Source organism: Streptomyces sp. NPDC002536, assembly GCF_053594995.1.
The window spans coordinates 1-16,537 of record NZ_JBSFWU010000102.1; the positions used below are offsets into that span (position 1 = coordinate 1).

14 protein-coding genes are annotated in these 16,537 nt (G+C 72.0%); 4 read left to right on the forward strand and 10 right to left on the reverse strand.

Annotation, left to right across the window (positions count from 1 at the left end; genetic code table 11):
- Nucleotides 1-210: 210 nt before the first annotated feature.
- On the reverse strand, nt 211-1,305 hold the full coding sequence (locus ACWD4B_RS28585) for an AI-2E family transporter (RefSeq protein ID WP_451423455.1): 1,095 nt from the start codon (nt 1,303-1,305) through the stop codon (nt 211-213).
- Between the two features lie 270 nt (nt 1,306-1,575).
- On the opposite strand from ACWD4B_RS28585, the gene ACWD4B_RS28590 reads away from it, so the two are divergent.
- Complete coding sequence (locus tag ACWD4B_RS28590) at nt 1,576-2,364, forward strand: bestrophin-like domain (protein WP_451423456.1); 789 nt, start codon at nt 1,576-1,578, stop codon at nt 2,362-2,364.
- Nucleotides 2,365-2,376: 12 nt separating this feature from the next.
- Here the strand turns inward: ACWD4B_RS28590 and ACWD4B_RS28595 are convergent, their stop codons facing one another.
- Nucleotides 2,377-2,841, reverse strand: coding sequence for a MarR family winged helix-turn-helix transcriptional regulator (locus tag ACWD4B_RS28595; protein WP_451423457.1), 465 nt, complete (start codon nt 2,839-2,841; stop codon nt 2,377-2,379).
- Nucleotides 2,842-2,923: 82 nt separating this feature from the next.
- On the opposite strand from ACWD4B_RS28595, the gene ACWD4B_RS28600 reads away from it, so the two are divergent.
- A complete protein-coding gene (locus ACWD4B_RS28600; RefSeq protein ID WP_451423458.1) occupies nt 2,924-3,772 on the forward strand; it encodes an SDR family NAD(P)-dependent oxidoreductase in 849 nt (282 codons plus the stop codon).
- On the opposite strand, the gene ACWD4B_RS28605 is transcribed toward ACWD4B_RS28600, so the two are convergent.
- The 3 genes from ACWD4B_RS28605 to ACWD4B_RS28615 form a co-directional block, all read right to left on the reverse strand.
- Nucleotides 3,750-5,030, reverse strand: coding sequence for a DUF418 domain-containing protein (locus ACWD4B_RS28605; RefSeq protein ID WP_451423459.1), 1,281 nt, complete (start codon nt 5,028-5,030; stop codon nt 3,750-3,752). The genes ACWD4B_RS28600 and ACWD4B_RS28605 overlap by 23 nt on opposite strands.
- A gap of 71 nt (nt 5,031-5,101) precedes the next feature.
- Nucleotides 5,102-5,971, reverse strand: a complete 870-nt coding sequence (locus ACWD4B_RS28610) for a class II glutamine amidotransferase (RefSeq protein WP_451423460.1) — start codon at nt 5,969-5,971, stop codon at nt 5,102-5,104.
- A gap of 14 nt (nt 5,972-5,985) precedes the next feature.
- The gene (locus ACWD4B_RS28615; protein ID WP_451423461.1) at nt 5,986-7,419 is read right to left on the reverse strand and encodes a glutamate decarboxylase; all 1,434 of its coding nucleotides are present in this window, start codon (nt 7,417-7,419) and stop codon (nt 5,986-5,988) included.
- Between the two features lie 206 nt (nt 7,420-7,625).
- Between ACWD4B_RS28615 and ACWD4B_RS28620 the strand changes: the two genes are divergently transcribed.
- Together ACWD4B_RS28620 and ACWD4B_RS28625 are read left to right on the forward strand one after the other, a co-directional pair.
- The gene (locus ACWD4B_RS28620; protein ID WP_451423462.1) at nt 7,626-8,783 is read left to right on the forward strand and encodes a DUF5005 domain-containing protein; all 1,158 of its coding nucleotides are present in this window, start codon (nt 7,626-7,628) and stop codon (nt 8,781-8,783) included.
- A 29-nt stretch (nt 8,784-8,812) separates the two neighbouring features.
- The gene (locus ACWD4B_RS28625) at nt 8,813-10,141 is read left to right on the forward strand and encodes a cytochrome P450 (RefSeq protein WP_451423463.1); all 1,329 of its coding nucleotides are present in this window, start codon (nt 8,813-8,815) and stop codon (nt 10,139-10,141) included.
- Between the two features lie 10 nt (nt 10,142-10,151).
- On the opposite strand, the gene ACWD4B_RS28630 is transcribed toward ACWD4B_RS28625, so the two are convergent.
- The 5 genes from ACWD4B_RS28630 to ACWD4B_RS28650 are packed head-to-tail and all read right to left on the reverse strand — an operon-like array spanning nt 10,152 to nt 16,532.
- On the reverse strand, nt 10,152-11,039 hold the full coding sequence (locus ACWD4B_RS28630) for a fumarylacetoacetate hydrolase family protein (RefSeq protein WP_451423464.1): 888 nt from the start codon (nt 11,037-11,039) through the stop codon (nt 10,152-10,154).
- 34 nt (nt 11,040-11,073) lie between these two features.
- A complete protein-coding gene (locus tag ACWD4B_RS28635) occupies nt 11,074-12,804 on the reverse strand; it encodes a thiamine pyrophosphate-binding protein (RefSeq protein ID WP_451423465.1) in 1,731 nt (576 codons plus the stop codon).
- A complete protein-coding gene (locus ACWD4B_RS28640; RefSeq protein ID WP_451423466.1) occupies nt 12,801-13,982 on the reverse strand; it encodes an enolase C-terminal domain-like protein in 1,182 nt (393 codons plus the stop codon). The genes ACWD4B_RS28635 and ACWD4B_RS28640 overlap by 4 nt, the downstream gene beginning before the upstream one ends.
- Nucleotides 13,975-14,859, reverse strand: coding sequence for an alpha/beta fold hydrolase (locus tag ACWD4B_RS28645; RefSeq protein WP_336415153.1), 885 nt, complete (start codon nt 14,857-14,859; stop codon nt 13,975-13,977). Before ACWD4B_RS28645 ends, ACWD4B_RS28640 begins: the two co-directional genes overlap by 8 nt.
- Nucleotides 14,859-16,532 (reverse strand): GH3 family domain-containing protein, encoded by a 1,674-nt coding sequence (locus tag ACWD4B_RS28650; RefSeq protein ID WP_451423467.1) that lies wholly within the window; start codon nt 16,530-16,532, stop codon nt 14,859-14,861. The genes ACWD4B_RS28645 and ACWD4B_RS28650 overlap by 1 nt, the downstream gene beginning before the upstream one ends.
- Nucleotides 16,533-16,537 lie beyond the last annotated feature (5 nt).

Below are 16,537 nucleotides of genomic sequence, written 5' to 3' on the forward strand. Positions count from 1 at the left end.
CGTTGGTCAGTTCATGCCGCCGCACCATGCCTGGCTCCTGCCCAGAGCGGCAACAGATCCACCACCCGGGCAAGAGCCATCAGACACTGCCTAGGTGGCTTCCGCAGAATCCACCTCCAGAGTTCCCGGATCACTGCAGTGGTCTGCTCCCATAGAGGCACTTCAGATCCTCGAATCCAGGCCCTTTACGCCCAGTTGCGCGAACGCCCCTCACGCCGCATCGATCCGCGGGAACACCGAGTCGTCCAGCACGATCCCGATCCCCACCGCCACCGGAATGGCGATCAGCGCCCCCACGATGCCGAGCAGGGCGCCGCCGACCACCACGGCGACGACCGTGACGATGGGGTGCACGTTGACCGCGTAGCGCATCGCCTTCGGCATGATGAGGTAGTCCTCTGCCAGCCGGAAGCCGGTGTAGAAGCCCGCCGTGCCCAGGGCGATCGGGAAGGACACCGAGAGGGCGACCAGGCTGACGACGATGCCGCCGATCGTCGACCCGATCACGGGGATCATGTCCATCAGCGCGACGAAGACACCGAGCGCCGCCGCGTACGGCACGTCGAACCCCACGCACCAGAAGAAGGTGGCGAGTCCCGCGATGGCGGAGGTGACGACGTTGCCGAGCATGTACCGACCGACGCGCAGCAGGATCTCCTCGGTCACCTCCATCGCGCCGGCCCGGCGGCTGAGCGGGACGAACCGGTAGGCGAACCACTTCAGTTGCTCCATGCCCACCATGAAGTAGACGGTCAGCACGACGACCAGTGCGGTGCCGGTGACGGCGTTGATGACGACATGGCCGGCGCCCAGGAGCCCGCCGACGACGGCCTTGCCCAGGTCGGAGCCGAACTGGCGGCGGGCCTTGGAGACGAGGTGGTAGCGGTCCTCCAGGCGGCCGAGGAAGGAGTGGTGGTCGTGCAGCTGGTCGAGCCACGCCGGGAGGGCGTGGACGAGCGAGGCGACCTCGCCGGAGACCGGCGGGATGACCAGGGCGAGGAACCCGGCCAGGACCGCCAGCAGTCCGATGACGACCAGGGTCACCGCCCATCCGCGGCTCATCCGGCGCCGGGCCAGCCCGGCCACCAGCGGCTCCAGGCTGATCGCCACGAACAGGGCCAGCAGCAGGAGCGTGAGGATGCCGCTGATCCGCAGCACGGTCTGGACGGCCAGGTAGGCCAGGGTCAGGCCCAGTCCGGCGCTGAAGCCGGCCGCGCACCACGAGGACACCGGCCGTACGCGCAGCCCGCGCTCCGAGCGGGGTCGAACCCCGCTCGGGCCTTGCGGGGCGTTGCGTGCCGGCATGCCGTCCTCTTCGATCGCCGTCTGCGGGGAGTCGGGCCTCTACGTACCCGGCGGGCGCCGCGGTGCATCGCCCGCCGGGTAAGTCCACCTGCTGGGACGAGTGCCGGAGCCGGTCACAAGGCACGGGCGGTCGCGCGTTCGACGCCGGACGGTGCTGCGGTGAAGCGGATGCGGAGGCCTTGTGGACCCTTCATGATCCGCCCGTGCGGGACCGTCGCGCCGCGGAAGCATGCGGACGATGCCGACAGGACCCGCCCGCGGAAGGGTGCCGTGGAACTCTGGCTGCTCAACACCTTCACCACCCCGTCTCTGGCCACCGTCTTCGTCGGCGGCATCATGCTCTTCGCCATAGCGGGCAGCATGCTGGTGCGCCGCCGTTTCCCGCACACCGTCGAGGGGCGGCACAACGAGACCATCGGTGTCGTCCTCGGCATCTACGGCGCGATCTACGGCATCATCCTCGCCTTCGTCATCGTGGCCGAGTGGGAGGCCCTCGGCGCGGCCAGGACCAACGTCGCCACCGAGGCCACGCAGACCGCCGAGGTCCTGCGGGACGCCTCGGTCTTCCCCGCCGAGCAGCAGCACAGGATCTCGGACGCCATAGGGTTGTATGTGCATGCCATCGTCGAGAAGCAGTGGCCGCGCATGCGCCTGGGGCACCCGGATCCGAGCCTGACCAACCCTCAGGTCGCCCGTCTGTACCGGGCCTTCCAGGAGTACGAGCCCACCACCGAGGCGCAGAAGGCCTATTACAGCCAGGCGGTCTCCAACCTGGGCGGCGTCGCCGCCGCGCGCCGCAGCCGGCTCGCGACGTCACAGGAGCAGATGCCGGTGCTCCTCACAGCACTGGTCTGCGGGGGAGCACTGGTCGTCATCCCGCTGACCTGGGTGTACGGGATCCGCAGCATCCGCGTCCAGCTGGTGTTCGTGGGCTCGGTCGCGGCCCTCATCGGTGTGAGCGTGCTCCTCGTCCTCACCCTGGACCGGCCGTTCTCCGGGGACCTCACGATCTCGCCCGCACCGTTCAAGGAGGGCATCCTCGCCCAGTACTGGCGCTGAACGGGCCCGGGCTCACGGGGCGGGCGGCGGCTGCTTGAGCTTGGCCCAGACGGTCTCCAGCGCCTGGATGTCGTCGTCGTCGAGGCGGTCGTCGAACACCTCGGCCAGGGCCTCCCGGCGCGTGGCGTCCGCCGCGGCGAAGGTCTGCCGGCCGGACTCGGTGAGGGCGATCCGCACGGAGCGGGCGTCGGTGGGGGAGGGGATGCGGGCGACCAGGCCGCGCGCCTGCAGGGCGTCCACGACGCGGGAGACCTGGCTGCGGCTGAGCAGGGTCTTGGCGCCGAGGTCGGACGCGGCGACGGGCTCGCTCTGGCCGCGCAGCCACAGCATGACCTCGAACCAGGACATGGGGAGGTCGTGGGCCCGCATCAGCGCCTGGTCGACCCGGGCGCTCAGTGTCGTGCCGGCCCACACCAGGCCGTAGAACGCGTGGTCGCGGGCGGCCAGTTCTCCCAGGGTGATGTCGTTGCGCGCCATGGGAGCAGTTTACGCGGTTGCGTGTGCGTGCACGCGTTATTAGTGTGTGCACACACATTCTGAAGCTTGCGGGAGAGACCACATGACCACCACCGCCAGGACCGTCCTGATCACCGGCACCTCCTCGGGGATCGGCCTGGCCACCGCCGTGGCCGCCGCCCGCGCCGGATGGACCGTCGTCGCCACCATGCGCGACACCGCCAAGGCCGGGGCGCTGCGCACGGCCGCCGCAGAGGCCGGAGCCGGGGACCGCATCCACGTCGAGCGCCTCGACGTGACCGACCCCGCCTCGGTCGCCGCCTGCGTGGAGGCGGCCGTCGCCGCGCACGGCCGCCTGGACGCGGTCGTCAACAACGCCGGCGCCGGGCAGCTCGGTACCGTCGAGCAGAGCACCGTCGACGCCGTACGGGCCGCGATGGAGGTCAATTTCTTCGGCGTCGTCGAGGTCACCCGGGCCGCCATGCCGCACCTGCGTGCCTCCGGCGGCCGTGTCGTCACCGTGACGAGCGTCGGCGGCATCGTCGGACAGCCCTTCAACGAGGCCTACTGCGCGGCCAAGTTCGCCGCCGAGGGTTTCATGGAGTCGCTGGCCCCGGTCGCCGCCACCGTCGGCGTCGGCGTCTCGGTGGTCGAACCGGGCGCGGTGGCCAGCGAGTTCGTGGCGAACGTGGACCTGGACGTGCCCGCGATGCTGGACGCGGCAGGCCCGTACGCCCCCGCCCTGCAGGCCTACATCGACCGCACCATGAAGGCCTTCGGCACCGCACAGACCCCCGACGAGGCGGCCGCGGCCGTCATGGACGTCCTCACCGCGGAGCAGCCGCCCTTCCGGGTGCAGACCTCCGACTGGGCCCGCGAGTTCGTCGGCATCAAGCTCTCCGACCCCGACGGCTCCGCGGTGCAGGCTCTCACCGCGGAGTGGACGTACTGACCGGCTGTGCTTCCGGCTGCGCTTCCGGGCTCTCGGGGACGAGCCGGGCGATCCCCGTGGCCTTGCTCATCAGGTACTCCAGCGGGCCCCGCTGGAAGTACTGCAGCCAGACGACGGCGAGCAGCATGAAGGCCGCGATGAAACCGAGCAGCACCGGCAGCGGGGAGCCGGGCACGTCCCCGATGCCCAGGGCCCAGATGGCGGCGATGTGCAGGACGTAGGCCGTCAGCGAGATCCTGCCGACCGCGACGACGGGCCAGGCCGCCCGCCGGAAGCGCGGCAGGGCGTCGGCCGCCGCGATGCAGGCCGCGAGCACCACGATCGCGACCCCGGCGTTGCCGAGGATGGACGGGGTGGTCTCGCTGTGCGGTGCGGCCACCAGCAGCCAGGCGGGGGTGTCGCCCGTCGGGTCGCCCACCGCGTCCGACCACCAGGCCGACATCACCGGCCCGTCGCCCACCGCCCCGACGGCGGCCGAGATGCTGTGGAACAGGTTCAGCGCCAGCCAGGAGCCGCCGTAGCCGAGCACCGCCAGTGCTCCGCCGACGGCGGCCAGCCGCCCGAGCACCGCGCGCGAGCCCAGGTCGAGCCGGGCGACCGCCATGCCGGCCAGCACGAACGGCATCCACGTCAGCACCGGATAACTGCCGGTGAAGAACAGGTCGACGAGCCCGTCCGTGCCGCTGATGCGGGCCAGCGGATCGTGCGCGGCGACCCGCTCGGCCCAGGTGCCGGTGCTGATGGAGTCCTGCACCAGGTACAGCGCCTGCGGCAGCACCAGCGCCGCGCCGGCCGCCAGCCACGCCAGGGTGCGCGCCCGCAGCCGGTACAGCGGCAGGGCGAGGACGAAGTACAGCCCGTAGTAGGCGAGGATCACCTCGACCTGCGTACCCGTCATGGTCAGCGCCGTGCCGAGGACGAGCAGCACGGCGGAGCGGATCAGGATCCGGGCGACGGCGACCTGTCCGTCACGGCCGGTCTTCGGCACCCGCCGGCCGGTCATCAGCACGAGCGAGAAGCCGGCCAGCACGGCGAACAGCGCGGACGCCCGGCCGTGCGACAGCTCCATGAGAAATCCGGTGATCCCCCCGGTGGACGGATCCGGGCCGACGTGGGCGGCGAACATCCCGAAGACCGCCAGTCCCCGGGCCAGATCCACGCCGACCAGCCGTCCCGCCCCCGTGCGGCGGCCCGCACCGTCCCCTGCGCGGGCAGGCGCAGGAGCCGGGAGGGCTGCCGTTGATATGTTCTGTGACATCTCTCCAGGGTCGGTGACCGAGGTTACCGTCGGCAGGGTCTTGCGTTTAATTTGCCTCACACTTATGGGGGTCAGGCCGCATGCTGCGAGGCGGCCGCCTCCGGCCGCAGGTCCGCGAGCGTCAGCCGGTGGCGGGGCTCCTCGGGCAGCACCACGCGGCGGGTGACCTCCTGGCCGGGGCCCGCGTACAGCAGCTCGCCGGGTTCCATCGGCCGCCAGTGCGGGTTCTCGTCCATGCGCTCACTGGCGACCACGACCGCGGGGGAGTGGGCCAGGTCCTGCGAATGCACCCGCAGCCGGCCCGCGGTGCCGCTGTGGTCCAGGTGCCGGCGGCCGTGATGGCCGCCCGCGGGGCGCTCCAGCACGTACAGCTCGTGCGTGTCCGGATACCGCAGCGCCCACAGCCCGTCCGCCGTGGCGAGGACCAGGTTGAGGGCGTAGACGGGCAGATGCCCGGCGGCCCACCGCGCCGCGTGCTCGATCCCGGCCGCGACGTCCCCGCCGCGGTCCCGGATCTCCCTGGTCACCAGCGCGAAGAACCGCTCGGAGTCGGTGTCGCCCAGCACCCGGGCCCGGTCCGCGCCGAGTTCGGCGTCCAGCGCGTCCAGCCCCTCGATCACCCCGTTGTGCGCGAACAGCCGCCCGTCCTGCACGAACGGATGCGTGTTGCGCTCCTGCAGACCGCCGGTGGAGGCGAAGCGGATGTGCGCGACGAAGGCCGTGGACTCCACCTGCCGCGCCTCCTGGGCGAACTCCCGGTCCTGCCAGGCGGCCAGCGGCGCCTTGCGGACCACCGGCCTCCCGTCGGCCGCGAAGTGGCCGAGCCCCGTGCCGTCGGGCTCGTGCCGGCTCTGGACGCTGAGGCTGTCGGGCGCGTCCAGCAGCCAGAACGTGGCGCGCACGCGCCGGGGAGCGCTGCTCAGGCCGAACAGACGGCACATCGGGGGGGGGCTCCTCACTCGCCGGGTCCCGGGCGCCGGGGGCACGCGGTCTCGGCACCGTGTGCGAAGGCGCCCGCGTCGTCCACTCCACGGTAGGGCCTGTCCTGGCCGGCGAGCCGGGGCAGGACCCGGCGCAGGTCGTCCAGCAGCAGATCGGCGAGATCATGACTGAAGCCGTTGCGGACGACGATGCGCAAGACGGCCAGATCGGTACGGTTCTGCGGAAAGGTGTAGGCCGGTACCAGCCAGCCCCGCTCCCGCAGGGCGGCGGAGACGTCGTACACGGTGAACGCCTCGGTGCCCTCGCGCACCCGGAAGGCGAACACCGGCGTCTGGCTGCCGTCGGTGATCAGCTCGAAGGCGCCGAGCTTGGAGATCTCCGTCGCCAGGCGCATCGCGACGTCCCGGCACGTCTGCTGGACCCGCCGGTACCCCTCGTGGCCGAGCCGCAGGAAGTTGTAGTACTGCGCGACCACTTGGGCACCGGGGCGGGAGAAGTTCAGGGCGAAGGTCGGCATGTCCCCGCCCAGGTAGTTGACGTGGAAGACCAGGTCGTCCGGCAGCGCGTCCTTGTCCCGCCACAGCGCCCAGCCGACCCCGGGCATCACCAGCCCGTACTTGTGCCCGGAGGTGTTGACCGAAGCCACGCGCGGCAGCCGGAAGTCCCAGCACAGGCCGGGGTCGAGGAACGGGGCGATCATCGCCCCCGAGGCGCCGTCGACGTGGACCGGCACGTCGATGCCGGTACGTTCCTGCAGCTCGTCCAGCGCGGCGGCGATCTCGGCGACCGGCTCGTAACTGCCGTCGAAGGTGGAACCGAGCACCGTGACCACGCCGATGGTGTTCTCGTCGCAGAGCGCGACGGCGGTCGGCGCGTCGAGGCGGTAGCGGTCGCCCTCCATCGGCACGTACCGGGGCTCGACCTCGAAGTAGTCGGCGAACTTCTCCCAGCAGACCTGGACGTTGATGCCCATCACCAGGTTCGGCCGGGCCGCCGGGGCGCCCTCGGCGCGGCGCCGGTGCTGCCAGCGGCGCTTGAGCGCCAGGCCCGCGAGCATCGCCGCCTCGCTCGAACCGGTCGTCGAGCAGCCGACCGCGCGGTGCGGGTCCGGGGCGTTCCACAGCCGGGCCAGCATGTGCACGCAGCGGGTCTCCAGCTCCGCCGTCTGCGGGTACTCGTCCTTGTCGATCATGTTCTTCTCGGCGCACTCGGCCATCAGCCGCAACGCCTGCGGCTCGGCCCACGTGGAGACGAACGTCGCCAGGTTCAGCCGGGCGTTGCCGTCCAGCATCAGCTCGTCGCGCACGATCTGGTACGCGGTGTCCGGTCCCATCTCCCCGCGCGGCAGGGCGTGCCGGGGCACGTGGACCGGCTCCCGGGTGAAGACCGGATTGATCTCCACGTCGCGTGCGGCACGGCGGTGGTGGCGGGGATGCTTCAGGGCCATCGTCGACGTCCTCTCCCAGGGAATCAGGCGCCCCTGCCGCCTACCCCGCTGCGGCGGCGCTCACCGCGCCGGGGAGGGTCGCCTTGCGGCATCGCGTCACCCAGTTCGTACCAACGGGAGCTCCCCGGGCTCCTGTTGCACCGGTTTCCGGGGCTGTGGGCACCGGAGAGGGAAACGGCGGGTATGTCCCGCTCGTTGGGGATTCCGTGCGAAAGTTCCCGGGGAAGACGGCGGTATCCGCCCTGCTCGTCCTGCTCTGCGCGTTCGTGCCGCCCGCCGCCCCTGCGCCGGTCGCGGAGCCGCCCACGCTGTCGCAGATCCGCCCCGACACAGCGCTGAACGAAGCGTTCCGCGGATACGCAGCCCGGAGTGCCGCGCCCGCCCACTGGACGGGCGGCGACAGCACCTACTCCGTGCGGACGGCTGCCGGTGAACTCTGGCTCTTCTCCGACACGTTCCTCGGCACCGTGCACCCCGACGGCTCGCGGACCCCGACGCCCTTCGTCCACAACAGCTTCGTGCTCTGGAACCGATCCGGCCCGCACACGGCCACCGGGCACGACCGGGACGGCGGCCCCACGTCCCTCGTCGCGCCCCCGTCCGGCTGGTACTGGGCCCGGGCCGGCACCACGGACGGCCCCGGCACCGCGGAGGTCGTCTACGCACGCTACGAGCTCACCGGCACAGGCCCGTTGGACATCGCCTGGCGCGGCAACGCGCTGGCCCGGTTCCGCACCGGCCGGCTCGACCGGCCGGTGTCGGTCACCCCCCTGCCGTCGTCCGCCCGCATCGCCTGGGGCGCCTGGCTGTCCCGGCAGGACCGGCACACCTACGTCTACGGCACCGAACGGGCGCCCTCCGGCGGCAACTTCCTGCACCTGGCCCGCGTCACCGGCACCGACCTGCGCCGGCCCTGGCAGTACCGGACGGCCCACGGCACCTGGTCCGCCCGCGAAGCGGACGCCGCCCGGCTGACCGGGCCCGGCGGCACCGCCCTGCTCACCTCCGACGAGCTCAGCGTCGTCCGGCACGGCCCCTGGTACGCCCTGCTCACGCAGCGGGCGGACCAGCCGTTCAGTGCAGAGCTCCAAGTGGCCTGGTCCCGCACGCCGTTCGGCCCGTTCGGCCGCGCGCGGACGGTGTACAGGGCACCGGAGGCGGGACCGTACGGCACCTACCGCAACGCGAACGTCATCGCCTACAACCCGCACGAGCACCCCGAGCTGGAACGCCGCGGGGAACTCGTCGTCTCGTACAACGTCAACAGCCTCGACCCGCAGGACGTCGTCCGCCGCGCGGACCTCTACCGGCCGCGCTTCCTGCGCCTCACGCTCACACCCCCCGGACACCGGCAGAGCGCTTGACCGCCTCCCGCGAGGGGTAGCTTCGCCGGATGAAACCGCCCGTCGCTCCCGGTGCGCGTGCAGTGCTCGGCCATGTGCGGCCGCTCCTCAAGGACTTGCCCGGCCTGCTCGCCTCGTGCGCCGGGGCGGGGCCGGTCCAGCGGCTGCGGCTGGGGCCGCGGGACCTCTACCTGCTCACCGAGCCGGAGCCGGTCCGCCAGGCGCTCGCCCTCGAAGGGGACGCGCTGTGCCGGGTGTACGAGAACGGGCCGGGCCGGCTCTTCGGCGAGGCGCTGCTGGGCACGGCGGGCCCCGCCCACCGGGCGCGGCGCCGGATGCTGCAACCCGCCTTCCGGCACGAGCTGATGGCGTGTCACGCCGACGTCATCGGGCCGGTGGCCGCACGCCTCGCCGCGAACTGGAGCCCGGGCCGGCCGGTCGACATGGTCCACGAGTCCGTCGCCTGCGCGGCCGAGGCCATGTGGTCCGTCCTGACGGGGGTGCGGCCGGCCCGCATGCCCGTCTCGGATCCCGCCCGCCGTATCCTCGACGTCGACCGGGGAGCGGCCGAGGAGACCGGGCTCTTCTCGCGGGCCCCGGCCCCGGTGCGGCGCCGGCACCGCTGTGCGGCCGCCCTGCTGCGGCGGATGCTGGTCCACGCGATCGACACGCTCCCGCCCCCGGGCAGCGCACCGGCCGGACTGCTCGGCGTCCTGGCACAGGTCCGCGACCGGACCACCCGCGAGCGGCTGTCGCGGCGCCAAGTCCTCGACCAGGCCCTGGAGATGCTGGTCGCCGGGGCCGTCGCGACCGGCATGATCCTCGCCTGGGCCTGCCACGAGCTGGGCCGTCACCCCTACGTCGAGCACCGGCTCCAGGAGGAGGCCGACGACGTCCTGGGCGGACGTCCCGCACGCCACGAGGACCTGGCCCGCCTGCCGTACGCCGGCCGGGTCGTCACCGAGGTGCTGCGGCTCGCCGCGCCGCCGCTGGTGGGGCGCCGCGCCCTGCGCGAGCTCGACCTCGCCGGCTACCGGGTGCCGCAGGGGGCGGACGTCGCCTTCTGCCCCCACGCCCTGCACCGGCACCCGGACCTCTACCCCGACCCGCTGCGCTTCGACCCGGACCGGTGGCTGCCCGGGCGCGCCAGGACGCTGCCCCGCGGCGCCTTCCTGCCGTTCGGTGCGGGCGACCACCAGTGCATCGGAAGCTCCCTCGGCACGGCCCACGCGACGCTCGCCCTGTGCACCATCGCCGGCGCCTGGCGGCTGCGGCCGGTGCCGGAGCACCGCATCCGCTGTGTCCGCAGCAACGTCCTGCGCCCCGACGCCCTGCCGATGACGGCCGAGCCGCGGGGGCCCGTCACCCGCTCCGCGTAGGGGCCGTCGCTCAACGCGGGGACCAGCGAACCGTGTTGGACAGGGAGATGCCGTGGCCGGGCACGTCGATGGTCAGGCGGTCTCCGTGCGCGATGGTGAATCCCGCATGGAAGCTGCTCCGGTCCGCGCCGAGGAAGACGTAGTGGACCCGGCCGGGGTGGTGCAGCGCCGTGTGGGAGAACAAGTGCGAGATCATGTCCTCTTGTGCGTAGTGCAGGGCGTCCAACCCGGTCGTGAACGCCCCCTGCCAGGCGGGGGTCCCGTTGCGCTCGACGGTGACCGTGCCCGTGACGTGCCGCGGCGGTGGAGCGGCGAAGAACCAGGGGGACACCGCAGCGTCGCAGAGCTTGGCGTAGGAGAGGTGGCCGCGGTCGAGCCGGAAGCGGCCGATGTCCGTCAGGTCGTTGCCAAAGGTGTAACCCGCGTAGCGGGGAGTGCCGTCGGCGTCGCAGACGTGGACGAGCACCACTTCGGCCTCCTCGCACACGGCCACGGCGGCTGCCGGGACGCGCAGGTCGTCGCCGGAGACGCGCAGGGAGTGGCCCAGCCCCTTGAAGAACCAGTTCGGCTGTTCCCGTACGGTGTCGTCACCGGAGGTCTTGACGTTGTGCGTCTGCATGAACCCGCCGGCCAGGGCGTCCGCAGGGGCGGCCGGCAGCAGGGGCGGCAGGAACCGCACCAGGTGCCGCTCGTCGGCGGGGACGGTCAGCGGTTCCGCGCCGCGCGTCACGGCGTCGGTGAAGGCGGCGCGGTCGCCGTCCGCTGCGGCCAGGGCCGCGGTCACTGCTCCCGGTGCCGCGGGGAAGAGCGTGAGGGGTTCGCCCTCCCCGGGTTCGTCGAAGCCGATGCAGTGCGTGTCGTCCACTGTGCACTGGAAGAAGCGGATCGTGTCGTCCACGGGGGACAGCCTCCTTGGGGCGGTGGGGTGCCGGTCACTTGATGCGGATCTCGACGACCGCCGGCTTGCGGTGCGTCGTGATGTGGTCGACGGCACTGGCCACGGTGGGAGCGACGTCCGCGAGGGTGGCCACGCGCGGCAGGGCATGGACGCCGAACGACTGCGCCAGCGTGACGAAGTCGACGGGGCTGTCGTGGAAGCTGGTCGCGATGTGTGCCTTGCCGGTGTCGCGGTCGCGGTTCTCCGCGATCCGTGCCGCGTGCTGGGTGGAGTTGAGGTAGAGGCGGTTGTTCATGACGACGACGAGGAGCGGGACGTCGTAGGCGGCCAGGGTCCACAGTGCGCTGGGCGTGTAGAGCAGGTCGCCGTCGGCCTGCAGGTCGATGCAGAGGTGTCCGGAGTCCTTGTGCGCCAGTGCGGCGCCGATCGATGCGCCCAGTCCGTAGCCGAGCCCTCCGCCGCCGTTGAGACCGAGGTAGCTCTGCGGACGCTCCAGCGGCCACAGCTTCTTGACCCAGCCGTCGATGGTCAGGCTGCCGGTATTGGCCAGGATCCAGGGCTCGTCGCGGACGGCCTTGTGGATCTCGTCGACCGCGCAGGCGACGTCGATGACCTCGTCGTCCTGAGCGCGACGCAGGTGATCGGCCCACCGGTCGTCCGCAGCCGCGCGGGCCCCGGCGAGGCGCCGGGCACGGGCGTCGCGCCGCTCGGCGAACTCGTCGGTGGCGAAGGGGCCGTCCTTGTCCTCGACGATGTCGAGCAGGGCCGTGAGGGTGCCCAGGGTGTCGGCGCTGAAGGACTCGTCGACCGGGACGAACTGCATGTAGTCCGCGGACCACTTGCTGGTGAGCAGGTCGTTGGTGCCGATCGTGACGACATGGGCATCCGGCTCGGGCGGGCCGGGGACGGCGCCCAGCGCGCCCGCCAGGTCCTGCACCTCCAGGGCGAGGACCAGGTCCGTGCCCCGGAGGACGCCGGGGTCGGCGAAGGAGACGTTGAGCTCGTGGGTGTTGGGGAAGCTGAGCCGGTTGCCGCGGTCGAGGACGGCGAGTCCGGCCTTCTCGGCGAGCGTCACCAGGGGCGCCACCGTCCGCGGGTCACGGCCGCTGAAGTCCGTGATCAGCAGCGGGGCTTCGGCGGCGTGCAGCCGCTCGGCCAGGCCGCGGGCGCTGGGCTCGCCGAGCGGCGGGAGGGCGGCGGGCCGTGCCGCGTGCTGGGGCAGCAGCCGGACGCCGTCCTCCAGCGGCTGCTCCTGGACCTCGAAGTCCAGGGCCACGTACACCGGTGCCTGGGCCTCCGTGGTCATCAGCCGGAACGCGCGGTAGAGGGACTCCACCGTGGCCCGCTGGCTGGTGGGCTGGTCGCACCACTTGACGTAGTCCTTGACGACCGACTCGATGTTCTGCGAGGTGTGGATCCAGTCGATCCACGGCCGCCTCCTGCCCGCGTCGAGCGGCCCGTTGCCGCCGAGGACGAGCAGGGGGACGCGGTCGCACCAGGCGTTGAAGACGGCCATGGAGGCGTGCAACAGGCCGACGTTGGCGTGCGTGAACACGGCCATGTGCCGGTTGCTCGCCTTGTGGTAGCCGTGGGCGATCGCCACGGCGATCTCCTCGTGGCACGCCATCACGATCTCCGGTGCGTCCTCCGCGTGCACCAGCGAGTCGTGGAGACCGCGGAACGAGGCCCCGGGGTTGAAGGTCACGTAGTCGATGTCCTGCTGGTTGAGGAAGTCGACCAGCAGATCGGAGAAGTATGGTGTCATGCCTCGGCCTTCACAGGTGTCGTCGCGGGCCGCCACCGGCCGGCGCCCTCGGTGTACTCGATCAGTGCGTAGGGTCCGGCGTGTTCGTTGAGCTCCAGCCCGTGGCCGTCGTGCCCGGTGGGGGTGACGGTGTTGGCGGTGCGGTCCACGGCCGGCGCGGGAGAGACGATCATGGGGTCGAAGAACCGGTCCGACTGGCCGGCCTCCACGGTGACCGCGTCACGGTTGCGGAACGCCAGGGCCCGGCCGGCCGCGATGAGCGGACCGACCTCGGCCACCTGGACGCCGACCTGGAAAGGTACGCCGTGCTGCCGGGCGATGCCGATGATGCGTGCCGAGTGCGTCGGGCCCCCGCACTTGGCGACGCGTATGTTGAACGCGTCGCAGGCGTCGGCCGCCACCGCGGCCCGCGCGTCGGCGGGGGAGCACAGGGACTCGTCCAGCATCACGGCGAGCCCGGTGCGCCGGCGCAGGGCGCGCAGGGCGTCCCACGAGCCCTTGGGCAGCGGCTCCTCGACGAGGTCCGCGCCGCAGTCGCGCAGGGCCGTCATGTGCGCCGGCGCGGTCTGCGTGGTCCAGCTCATGTTGGCGTCCACACTGACCGGGACGTGGCGGCCGAGCGCCCGGCGGACCGCGGTGACCGCCGCCACGTCCCGGCCGATGTCGCCGGACGCCTTGATCTTGACGAAGTGGAAGGGGCCGCGCGTCGCGAGGAACCGCTCCGCCGTGATCCCCAGATCCATGACCTGAGAGATGGGCAGCGGACCGGTGCCGTCCGGTGGCGAGGGACCGTCGAGCAGAGCGGCCAGGGGACGGTGCAGGACGCGGCCGAGGCGGTCCAGGACGGCCGTCTCCAGCAGGCACACCAGGTTGTTGCCCCCGTGGATGCCGAAGGTCCGCTCGAAGCCGTCCCGGAGCAGCAGCGCCGCCAGTTCCCCGGCATCGGTGTCCCGGAGCCTGCGGAAGAGCAACGGGAGGTCCACGCGGCGCAGTTCCTCCACGACGCCTTCCGTGGTCTCGCCCGTGACGTAGGGTCGCGGTGCGCACTCGCCGAGGCCGCTGACGCCGTCCAGCGTGAGGCGCAGGACCAGGCTCTCCGAGCGCCGGCGGCGGGCCGCCGGATGGTCGAAGCCCACCTGCATGGGCAGCGCGGCGTGCAGCAGCAGAGCCTCAGCCATGCTGCTCCAGCCCCTGGACGAGCGTGAAGGTGGAGGCCCAGTTGACGAGGCTGGTGCGGACGTCGGTGAAGAAGAGGTAGTGCTTGTCGGCGGGCAGCTTGATGATCGAACCGCGGCCGGAGGTCAGGGAGATGAACGTCTTGTGGGCGTCGTCGAGGTCCACGATGGGGTCGGTGATGCCCGAGACGTAGACGGTGGGCACGTCGGGGATGCCGCCGCGCGCGGGGGACATGTACAGCTGCTCGAGCTCCAGGAGGGTGCGGCGCGAGCGGCGGGTGAGCCGGTGGACGGCGAGGTCGTCGTTCTCGATGTAGTGCCGGTACTTGGGGACGTCCGTGAAGTCCGCCGCCTTCAGGCCCGCGTCCCAGGTCTCGGTGCTCTCTTCGCGGGCGAGCGCGCGCAGTTGGTCCTCGGTGAGCGTCGCGTGCAGTTTTCCGGGCCAGGCCGAGCAGAAGACGGCGGCGTCGTAGCGGGTGTCGAAGGCGGGGTGGTGCATCGCGGCCGCCATGACGGAGCCGCCCAGGCAGTGCCCGAACAGGCTCAGTGGGCTGTCCTCGCCGGCCATCCGGCGCACGGCGGCCAGCGCGGCGGCGTAGTCGCCGATCACGGTGTCGGTGTCGGCGATCTCGTTGCGGGGGCCGTCGCTGATGCCGCTGCCGCGCCGGTCGAGGACGCAGAAGGCGATGTCGTTGGCGGCGAACTGGGGGCCGGTCTCCCACAGCCAGCCGGCGTGGCTCTGCAGGCCGTGGAAGTAGAAGACCACGCCTTTGATCTCCTGCGGCCGCCACACGTGCAGCGCGAGGTCGGCGCCGGGCCGCCGCACGCGGTGCACTTCGCGGCGGGTGCTGAGGGGGGTGCGCTTCAGCTCGATCATCATCAGCCCTTCACGTCGCAACCGACGAGGTCGGCAAGGAAGTCGATGTTCTGGTGGAACGGCTTGTACTTGTGCTGCGTGGCGTTTCCGGCCTGCCGCCGGCTCTCCAGGTAGGCGCCGATGGCGTCCGGCGGCACCGTGACGACCTCGAAGGAGGCCAGGCGTCCGCTGCCGCGCTTGGCGGCGTACTCGATGTTGATGTCCATGAGTTCCCGGTCCACGTGCCCGGACAGCTCCGGGTCCAGGGCGTGGGCGCCGTCGTGCGTCTCCGCCACGGCGACGTAGTGCGGGGGCTCGCCCCACCGCGGGCCGCACATGTAGAGGCCGGTGCCGCGGCCGGTGTTCCGCAGCCCCCGGGTGATGGCCTCGGTGACCTGGGGCTCGGTGATCTTCTCGCCGGTGAAGGAGTGGAACAGGCCGTCCCGGCGCACGAAGTGGATCCAGGGCACGCCGTCCACGATCCGGTCCACGCGGTAAATGTCACCGGTCCACAGCCGGAACAGGCCGTTGGCCTGTGACATGACAAGGTGGTACTCGGCCCCGGCCTCGACCTCGTCGAAGAGCAGGGTGGGGACGGGCGTGCGCTCGTCCAGCATGCGGCCGAGCGGCTGCGCGGCGGGCACGAACTCGAAGAAGGCCTGGTCGACCGCGAGCGGCTGGCTGCCGACGGTGCCGTCCACCGGGATGGTGGTGACCCCCTCGGTGCCGCAGCTCATGAACGGCAGAGCGGCCACGCCGGGCAGGACCGCGTCGAGCTTGTCGCGGTACAGCTCGGCCGACGCCGACAACCAGCAGGTGTAGAGGGTCAGGGACGGCCACACGTCCTTGAGCGTGAAGTCCGGGTCGCGCAGCACGTCCGCGAGATGCGCGGCGGTCTCCCGGTCGGGTTCGCCCCAGGGGGCGCCGTCGAGGGTGCCGTCGGCAAGGTCGCGTACGAGCCGGTTGCCGTGCAGGGCGATGTGGTCGCGCAGCGAGACGAGGGTGCTCGGGTTGATCGAGGAGATGTAGTGCAGCTCCTTGCCGACCAGGTGCCGGATGCGGTGGTACATCCGGCCCTCGTGGGAGGCGGGAGCCTGCGGCCCGAACCAGGGCGCCTCGTACCACGGCGGGTTCCAGTCCCGGCTGTTGATCTTGGGGTGGCGGTTGCTGATGGCCTGGTGCTCCACGCCGTGCACCCAGTCGCTGACATCCTCGCGCACCGTTTGGGTGTCCAGGGTCGCGAAGGGGTGGGCCAGGAGCTCGGGATGCTGCTCGAGGTAGGTGCCCCACATCGCGCGCATGGCGGGGATCCGGTAGGTCAGGACCCAGTGCAGGGTGTACGGGACCCGCTTGGGCGTGCCCGTCGTGCCGCTGGTCTTGAGCCAGCGCACGATGGGGCTGCAGGTGAGGACGCCGCCCTTGGTCCGGGTCTCCCGCTCGATGGCGGGGACGAAGTCGTCGTACCGCATGATCGGCAGGAGGGCGCGGAACGAGTCCGCGTCGGTCGCCGCGTCGTAGCCGTTCTCCTGCCAGTACAGGGAACCGGCGCTGATGTCGATGATGTCGTCGAGGACGCGCTTCTGGGCGGCGCCGGGATTGCCGAGGTCGGCGAGCAGATCGGCGCGCGCGGTACGGCACTCCTCGGCGAAAGGGTCCCTGCGGGTGTGCCAGTGGGTCGTCCAGTGGGTGCTGGGCATGTCCA

Bases quoted from the DNA above. Each gene is read 5' to 3' on its own strand.
- ACWD4B_RS28585 (WP_451423455.1), bottom strand. From the start codon at position 1,305: ATGCCGGCACGCAACGCCCCGCAAGGCCCGAGCGGGGTTCGACCCCGC.
- ACWD4B_RS28595 (WP_451423457.1), bottom strand. From the start codon at position 2,841: ATGGCGCGCAACGACATCACCCTGGGAGAACTGGCCGCCCGCGACCAC.
- ACWD4B_RS28600 (WP_451423458.1), top strand. From the start codon at position 2,924: ATGACCACCACCGCCAGGACCGTCCTGATCACCGGCACCTCCTCGGGG.
- ACWD4B_RS28605 (WP_451423459.1), bottom strand. From the start codon at position 5,030: ATGTCACAGAACATATCAACGGCAGCCCTCCCGGCTCCTGCGCCTGCC.
- ACWD4B_RS28610 (WP_451423460.1), bottom strand. From the start codon at position 5,971: ATGTGCCGTCTGTTCGGCCTGAGCAGCGCTCCCCGGCGCGTGCGCGCC.
- ACWD4B_RS28615 (WP_451423461.1), bottom strand. From the start codon at position 7,419: ATGGCCCTGAAGCATCCCCGCCACCACCGCCGTGCCGCACGCGACGTG.
- ACWD4B_RS28625 (WP_451423463.1), top strand. From the start codon at position 8,813: ATGAAACCGCCCGTCGCTCCCGGTGCGCGTGCAGTGCTCGGCCATGTG.
- ACWD4B_RS28635 (WP_451423465.1), bottom strand. From the start codon at position 12,804: ATGACACCATACTTCTCCGATCTGCTGGTCGACTTCCTCAACCAGCAG.
- ACWD4B_RS28640 (WP_451423466.1), bottom strand. From the start codon at position 13,982: ATGGCTGAGGCTCTGCTGCTGCACGCCGCGCTGCCCATGCAGGTGGGC.
- ACWD4B_RS28645 (WP_336415153.1), bottom strand. From the start codon at position 14,859: ATGATGATCGAGCTGAAGCGCACCCCCCTCAGCACCCGCCGCGAAGTG.
- ACWD4B_RS28650 (WP_451423467.1), bottom strand. From the start codon at position 16,532: ATGCCCAGCACCCACTGGACGACCCACTGGCACACCCGCAGGGACCCT.